Raw genomic sequence first — 6,193 nt, forward strand, 5'->3', positions numbered from 1 at the left:
TGGACCGGTGGCCCCGAACCCGCGAGGCGGGTGCGGGGCCACCGGTCACGGACCGCTCGGCGGCTCGGACTACTTGTTCTTCTTCATCCGCTCGCGCGCCTTGGCCGAGGTCTCCTCCATCTTGCCGCCGGCCTGCTCACCGCGGCCTTCGGCCTGCATGCGCTGGTCGTCGGTCATGTCACCGGCGGCTTCCTTCATCTTCCCCTTGACCTGACGCGCCTTGCCCTTTGCCTTGGCCATCTCGGACTCCTTTTCTTGGCATTCGAGGGGGTTTGCCTCATTCACTCTGGGGCGCCCCGGGTCCGGTCGCAACCCGTGACGGTCCGATCACTCACGCATCCGGCCCCCGGCGCCGGGTAGCCGCCCTTCGACACGGGCTCACCACCGGCGGGAGGCATCATGAACGGCACGACCGGGCGGGCGGCCCCGCTCTCGCACTGGCTGGCCACCGCGCACCGTCCTGCCAGGCCCCGTCTGGAGGAGGACCTGAGCACCGACGTCGCCGTCGTCGGTGGCGGGATCGCCGGTCTGATGACGGCCTGGGAGCTGGTCAGGGCGGGGCGCGAGACGGTGCTCCTGGAGGCGGACCAGATCCTCTCGGGGACCACCGGCTTCACCACCGGCAAGCTCACCGCCCTGCACGGTCTGCGCTACGAACGGCTGCGGCACACGGCGGGCACCGAAGGCGCCGAGCTCTACGCGGCCTCCCAGCAGGACGCGCTGGCCCATGCGGCCGCCTGCTGCGCCGAGTGGGGCATCGACGCCGAGCTGGAGCGGCGGTCGGCCTACACGTACGTACGCGCGGACGACCGCGTCCGCGAGATCAGGGCCGAGACGGCGGCCGCCCGGACGGCCGGGCTCGACGCGCACTTCGTCACCGAGACCCCGCTGCCGTTTCCGGTGGCCGCCGCCGTACGGCTGGACGAGCAATACCAGTTCCACCCCGCCGCCTTCCTGACGGCCCTGGCGGACGCCTTCACGGCGGCCGGCGGGCGCATCTTCGCGCACACCCGCGTCACCTCCCTGCACGAGCAGGCCCGGATCCGCCTGGAGAGCGCCGACGGCTTCGACGTGCACGCCTCCGACGCGGTGGTGGCCACCCACTTCCCCGCCTTCGGGCCCATCTCCCTGATGGTCCGGCTGACGCCGCGGCGGGAACTGGTCGTGGCGGCCCCCGTGCCGCTGGAGACGGATCCGGACGGCATGTACATCACCCCGGAGGACGACACCCGCTCGGTCCGCACGGCGCCGTACGGGCGGGACACCCGGCTGCTGATCGTGACCGGCGAGGCGTTCCGGCCCGGCGACGGCGACGTGGCCGAGCGCCGGGACCGCCTGGAGACCTGGGCGCGGGCGTACTTCCCGGGCTTCGGCGAGACGGGTCCCGTGCTCCGCTGGGCGGCGCAGGACGTGGACCCGGTCGACGGGCTGCCGTTCGTGGGGCATCCGCATCCGGGCACCGAGCACGTGTACGTCGCCACCGGGTTCGGCGGCTGGGGCATGAGCGGCGGCATCATGGCCGGCCGGCTGCTCGCCGCGTTCCTGACGGGCGGTCCGCGCCCGCCGTGGGCCGAGCTCTACGACCCGCGCCGGCTGCCGCCGGTCCGGGAGGTGCCGGGGCTGCTGAAGTCCCAGGCGTCGGTCGCCGGGCACTTCGTGGGCGACCGGCTCCATCTGCCGGGCCCCGAGACGGTGGCGGACCTGGCCCCGGGCTCGGGCACCGTCGTACGCGACCGGGGACACGCCTATGCCGTCCACCGGGACGCGTCGGGCACCCTGCGCACGGTCTCGGCCCGCTGCACCCACATGGGCTGCCTGGTGGCGTTCAACGACGCGGAGGAGGCGTGGGAGTGCCCGTGCCACGGCTCGCGGTTCGCCCCGGACGGTTCGGTCCTCCAGGGACCGGCCACCGAGCCTCTGGAGGCGGCGGACGATCCCCGGAGCTGAATCCGCCGGCCGGCCAATCCGCGGGATGCGGGATGCGGGGTGCGGGGTGCGGGGTGCGGGGTGCGGGGTGCGGGGGGGACGGTCAGAAGTCGACCTGGGCGCGGACGTCGGCGCGGCCCACGGACTCCAGGTCGTAGAGGGCGCAGTAGGCCCGGCGGATGTACTCGATGTCGTCGTTCAGGGCAGGTGCGTGTCTCGCGGGGTACAGCAGGGTCAGTTCGTAGGACCGCTCGCTGTTGATGTCGCCGTCCTTGTCGCGCCACTGGCCGCGGCCCTCCTGGAGGGTCAGCCCGGACGGGAAGCGGGGGGTGATGACGTCGTTGACGAACCGCATGAACTCCGCGTCGGTTATGGGCGGTTTGCCGTCGTGGCGGCCGGTGCCGAAGTAGAGGTGGGTGGACACGTACGGGCTCATGCGCCCGGTGACGTTCTGCTCCGCCGCGGCGGGCGCCGGGGCGGCTGGGACGGCGGCGCCCGTGACGGGTCCTCCGGAGGCCAGGAGGAGTAAGGCCGCGATGAAGATCGCGGCCGCGGACGTCGACACCCGGATGTGGCGCATGCTGTCCCTTATCTGTAGCGGGGGTTGGGGCTGCTGGTGCCGGCTGCCGAGGCGGGCAGGGAGTCCAGCAGGTAGGCGGCGGCGTCCCGTAGCCGCGCCGGAGCGGCGGTGTGGGCGCGCGTGGCGCGCGCGGTGCCGCCGAGTCTCTCGGTGGTCCGTACGGAGCCGATACGGGCGGCCCGGGGCGCGAGGTCCTCGATCAGGCCCTCCGCCTCCCGCCAGGCCCCGGCCCCCACCAGCGCCGACAGCAGCTCCGCGCCGAACAGATGGCGGTACGAGGGTCCGGGCGCGGTGGCCGCCTCGTACAGCAGGGGGACGGCCCGGTCCCACTGCCGCAGCCGGGCCAGCACCCAGCCCCGGTGGCCGAGGAGTTCGGTCTCGTCGATCCACCACGCCCAGGGGGGATCGTGGCGGGAGAGTCCGTCGAGGAAGCGGCCGCGGGCGCGGGAGAGCAGCCGCAGGGTCTCGTCATGGCCGCCTAGCAGGGCGGTGGCGTGCGCCTGGCGGATCAGGACGAGGCTGTCGACCCGGGCCGGCAGGGGGCGCGCGCCGACCACCCGGGCGGCGCTCTCCAGGGCGGCCCTCGGCTGCCCGGCGTAGGCCCCGAGCATGCTGTGGTTGAGCAGCACGAGCCGGGCCGTCCACCGGTCCCCCGCGCGTTCCGCGAGCGCCAGGGCGCGCAGGTTCGCCCGGTGGGCGTGGCGGGGCAGGCCGGCGTCGAAGAGGATCCAGCCGATGACCTCGGTGAGCTCCGCCAGCGCCGCGAGCAGGTCGCCGCCGAGTCCGGTCAGGCTCACGGGCGGTGCGGTGAGTTCGGGAACCTCCCGCAGAGTCTCGCGTACGCCCTCCATCGCGGCGGTCGCCCCCTGCTCGGCGTCCAGGGCGACGAGCCGCCGGACGGCGCTCCGGACGCGCGCGACCGTCGTACCGGATCCGTCGCCGCAGGCCGCCCCGAGGCCCACGGCGGGCCGGGCGGCCCGCGTCATGACAGCAGCTCGGCGTCGTCCCGGCCCAGGCGGCGCCGGCCGAGGGCGGAGAACGACGACGCCACCTTGGTCAGCCACTCCACCTCGTCCCGGAAGTCCTCGTACGGCGGGCGTACGGGAATGTCGGTGGCGTCCGCCCGTTCGGCCCGCTCGGCGGGCGGCCTGCTGAGCACGGCGCGGACCTGGAGCGCCTCGCCCAGGGGTGACGTGGGGTCCTCGGGGAGCCGCAGGGAGCGGGCCATCCGGGAGAAGTCCTCCAGCGAGAGCGAGGTGCGCAGCATCAGCTGGCCGTCACGGATCTCGATGACGCGCCGGTAGAGGCTGTAGTGCGGGTCGCGGGTGGGGATGATGTCGCGCGGCCAGGACCGCGGCGGGGCCAGCGCGATGTCCGGCGAGGCCTGGTAGAGGGCCCACCACAGGGGCCGCAGCCGGAGGTAGGAGCGGTAGCTGCGCAGCCAGCCGAGCGCGCGGGTGAGGTGGATGCCCCAGGACGGAATGGTCCAGCCGGTGATCTGGAGCAGGGCGCCGATGCTGCCGCAGGTCCACTGGATGGGGTCGAGTGCGGAGCCGTCGAAGTGCAGCCGGGTGCCGGCGATCTGGATGCCGCGGGTGACGCAGTAGACCATGATCAGGCTCGCGCCGAGGGTGACGGTGCGCATGCCGACCTTGAGCCACTGCCGGTTGGCCATCTTCGTGAACCGCAGCGAGAGCCGTACGGTCTCGAACTGGCCCACGGCGCACAGCAGCAGATAGAACGACATGTAGGCGGCGTAGCCGCCGTCCTGGATGCTCCGCAGGATCGTCGAGGTCGCCGTCTCGGAGTCGGCCACCGGGCTGACGGCGAGGGACGCGGCCACCAGGACGCAGAGCGCGGCGGCGAAGAACAGCAACCGGCGGCGGGCGCGGCGCCGGGCCTCGTCGGGCGGACAGGACCAGTAGACGAGCACGACCTGCTGGGCCGCGGTGAGAACGACTACCAGCACCTGCACGATCAGTGAGGTGATGTTGGCGTGTCCGAACAGGTCGGAGATGTGCAGCCGCAGGACGTCAAGGTCGACGAGGAAGCTGAGACCGGAGCAGAGGAAGTAGGTGCACAGCGCCCACAGGGCGATGTCGTGCTTTCTGCGCAGCAGATCGGGCAGCCGGTAGCCGAAGGCCGCGAGTCCGCCGATCGCGCAGATCCACGAAAGAACTCCGTAGATCACACGCCCCCCTGGTCCGGGTTTCCGACACCGCTCTCGATACGCGCCACGATCTCCGCCGCTTCCTCGGGGACGCCCCAGGCCGGTTCGAGCCAGCGTTTGGTGGCCCGCGCGAGAATCAGCGAGGCCATGGTCTCGGCCTCCTGCTCCTCGTCCTCGCTGTAGCGCGAGCGCATCAGCATGCCGCGTACGTCCGCCGGATCGACGTCGTCGAGGAATTGGCCGGAACCGTTCGGCGAGGGGCTCACGGATCCACGGTGCTCGAAGGCGATGTGGGCGAGTTCATGGGCGATGATGTGCTCTTTGTGGGACGCCGAAGCGGCCTTCTCGAAAACGATGATGTCGAAGTCATCCATTTTCAGCCACATCCCGAAGAGGTGGCGTTCCGGAAAGGTCATCGGTATCAGATGTATGGGCCTTCGGCGCTGCGTGGACAGATAGTGGTGGAGTTCCTCTATCCCGCAGCCGTGCTCCATACCCCAGTCCGCAAGCAGCGCCTCGCAGGTGTGCCGCACCTCTTTGAGACGGCGCCTGAGCCGCCGCTCTTCCGACGACGGTAACGCAGGGCCAGGTAACTTCATTCGCAGTCCTTCACGTTCGGAAGTCCCTGAAGCTTTTTGGATGGTCTTGCCGGTGGCCCATCCCGTGGTCCTTCCGGCGGTCTTGCGGATGCGCCGCCATGATGCCACACCCTTGACAAACGGATGATGGATTCACGATCCGGTGTTCGACGCCGATGGCTGAGGGTTTTCGCCCGCTGATCGCGTCCGCGCGGCCGGCGCGCGGGGCTGCGGGGGCTCTGGGATCCTGCGGGAGAGCAGCTACCGGTGAGTCAGGAGTAAACATGGCCGGACAGTTCGAGGCGAGCGTCGAGATCGACCGTCCCATCGAGGAGGTCTTCGCCTTCCTCGCCGACGGCCGCAACGACCCCTCCTTCAGCCCCCGCGTCCAGCGGATCGAGCGGTCCCCGGACGAACCGACGCAGGTGGGGACGGTGTTCCGCAGCACGGTGAAGGACGCCGGGGTCACCACCGGCCGGGCCTTCCGCATCAGCGAGTTCCAGGCGCCGCACCGGATCCGGTGGGCCGAGGTGAGCGAGAACCTCGTGACGGTCCCCGAGGGCGGCTACGACCTGGAGGAGCTGCCGGGCGGGCGGACGCGCGTACGTATCTTCAACGTCCTGGAGGGCCACGGCTTCGGCAAGCTCCTGGCCGGATTCGCCCTGCGCGCCGCACGCAAGGACGCGCCCGCGTTCGGACGCCGCATCAAGGCCGCGGTCGAAGCGTCCTGAGGGGGCGGGGGGCGACTGGCGTCGGATGGTGACCGAATCCTTACGGCCGCGCGCGGGAGCCACCAAGCCGGCCGAGGCGTCTTGAGGGGCGGCGGGCGCCTGCGCGGAGAGAGTGACCGAATCCTTACGGCCGCGCGGGAGCCACCAAGCCGGCCGAGGCGTCTTGAGGGGCGGCGGACGCCTGCGCGGAGAGAGTGACCGAATCCTT

5 protein-coding genes and 2 pseudogenes are annotated in these 6,193 nt (G+C 71.9%); 2 read left to right on the forward strand and 5 right to left on the reverse strand.

The features are described from left to right. Positions 1-69: 69 nt before the first annotated feature. Entirely contained in the window at positions 70-240 is a 171-nt protein-coding gene (locus IEZ01_RS30515) for a CsbD family protein (protein ID WP_019884367.1), read from the reverse strand. 159 nt (positions 241-399) lie between these two features. Between IEZ01_RS30515 and IEZ01_RS30520 the strand changes: the two genes are divergently transcribed. Continuing rightward, the gene (locus tag IEZ01_RS30520) at positions 400-1,947 is read left to right on the forward strand and encodes an FAD-dependent oxidoreductase (protein WP_189204928.1); all 1,548 of its coding nucleotides are present in this window, start codon (positions 400-402) and stop codon (positions 1,945-1,947) included. A gap of 82 nt (positions 1,948-2,029) precedes the next feature. Here the strand turns inward: IEZ01_RS30520 and IEZ01_RS30525 are convergent, their stop codons facing one another. The 4 genes and pseudogenes from IEZ01_RS30525 to IEZ01_RS30540 form a co-directional block, all read right to left on the reverse strand. Continuing rightward, a complete protein-coding gene (locus IEZ01_RS30525; protein ID WP_019884369.1) occupies positions 2,030-2,506 on the reverse strand; it encodes a DUF3574 domain-containing protein in 477 nt (158 codons plus the stop codon). An 8-nt stretch (positions 2,507-2,514) separates the two neighbouring features. After that, positions 2,515-3,618, reverse strand: a pseudogene (locus IEZ01_RS30530) (NsdA family TPR-like regulatory protein); the annotation flags it as partial. Further along, a pseudogene (locus tag IEZ01_RS30535) lies at positions 3,555-4,697 on the reverse strand (MAB_1171c family putative transporter); the annotation flags it as partial. The pseudogenes IEZ01_RS30530 and IEZ01_RS30535, both read right to left, overlap by 64 nt. After that, positions 4,694-5,275, reverse strand: a complete 582-nt coding sequence (locus IEZ01_RS30540; RefSeq protein ID WP_189204930.1) for a M48 family metalloprotease — start codon at positions 5,273-5,275, stop codon at positions 4,694-4,696. The pseudogene IEZ01_RS30535 and the gene IEZ01_RS30540, both read right to left, overlap by 4 nt. 263 nt (positions 5,276-5,538) lie before the next feature. Here IEZ01_RS30540 and IEZ01_RS30545 point away from each other — a divergent pair, with 263 nt between their 5' ends. Further along, the gene (locus IEZ01_RS30545; RefSeq protein ID WP_189204931.1) at positions 5,539-5,985 is read left to right on the forward strand and encodes an SRPBCC family protein; all 447 of its coding nucleotides are present in this window, start codon (positions 5,539-5,541) and stop codon (positions 5,983-5,985) included. Positions 5,986-6,193: the final 208 nt, after the last annotated feature.

Origin of the sequence: Streptomyces purpureus, from assembly GCF_014648195.1 — a bacterium.
Taxonomy (GTDB): Bacteria; Actinomycetota; Actinomycetes; order Streptomycetales; family Streptomycetaceae; genus Streptomyces; species Streptomyces purpureus.

Bases quoted from the DNA above. Each gene is read 5' to 3' on its own strand.
- IEZ01_RS30515 (WP_019884367.1), bottom strand. From the start codon at position 240: ATGGCCAAGGCAAAGGGCAAGGCGCGTCAGGTCAAGGGGAAGATGAAG.
- IEZ01_RS30520 (WP_189204928.1), top strand. From the start codon at position 400: ATGAACGGCACGACCGGGCGGGCGGCCCCGCTCTCGCACTGGCTGGCC.
- IEZ01_RS30525 (WP_019884369.1), bottom strand. From the start codon at position 2,506: ATGCGCCACATCCGGGTGTCGACGTCCGCGGCCGCGATCTTCATCGCG.
- IEZ01_RS30540 (WP_189204930.1), bottom strand. From the start codon at position 5,275: ATGAAGTTACCTGGCCCTGCGTTACCGTCGTCGGAAGAGCGGCGGCTC.
- IEZ01_RS30545 (WP_189204931.1), top strand. From the start codon at position 5,539: ATGGCCGGACAGTTCGAGGCGAGCGTCGAGATCGACCGTCCCATCGAG.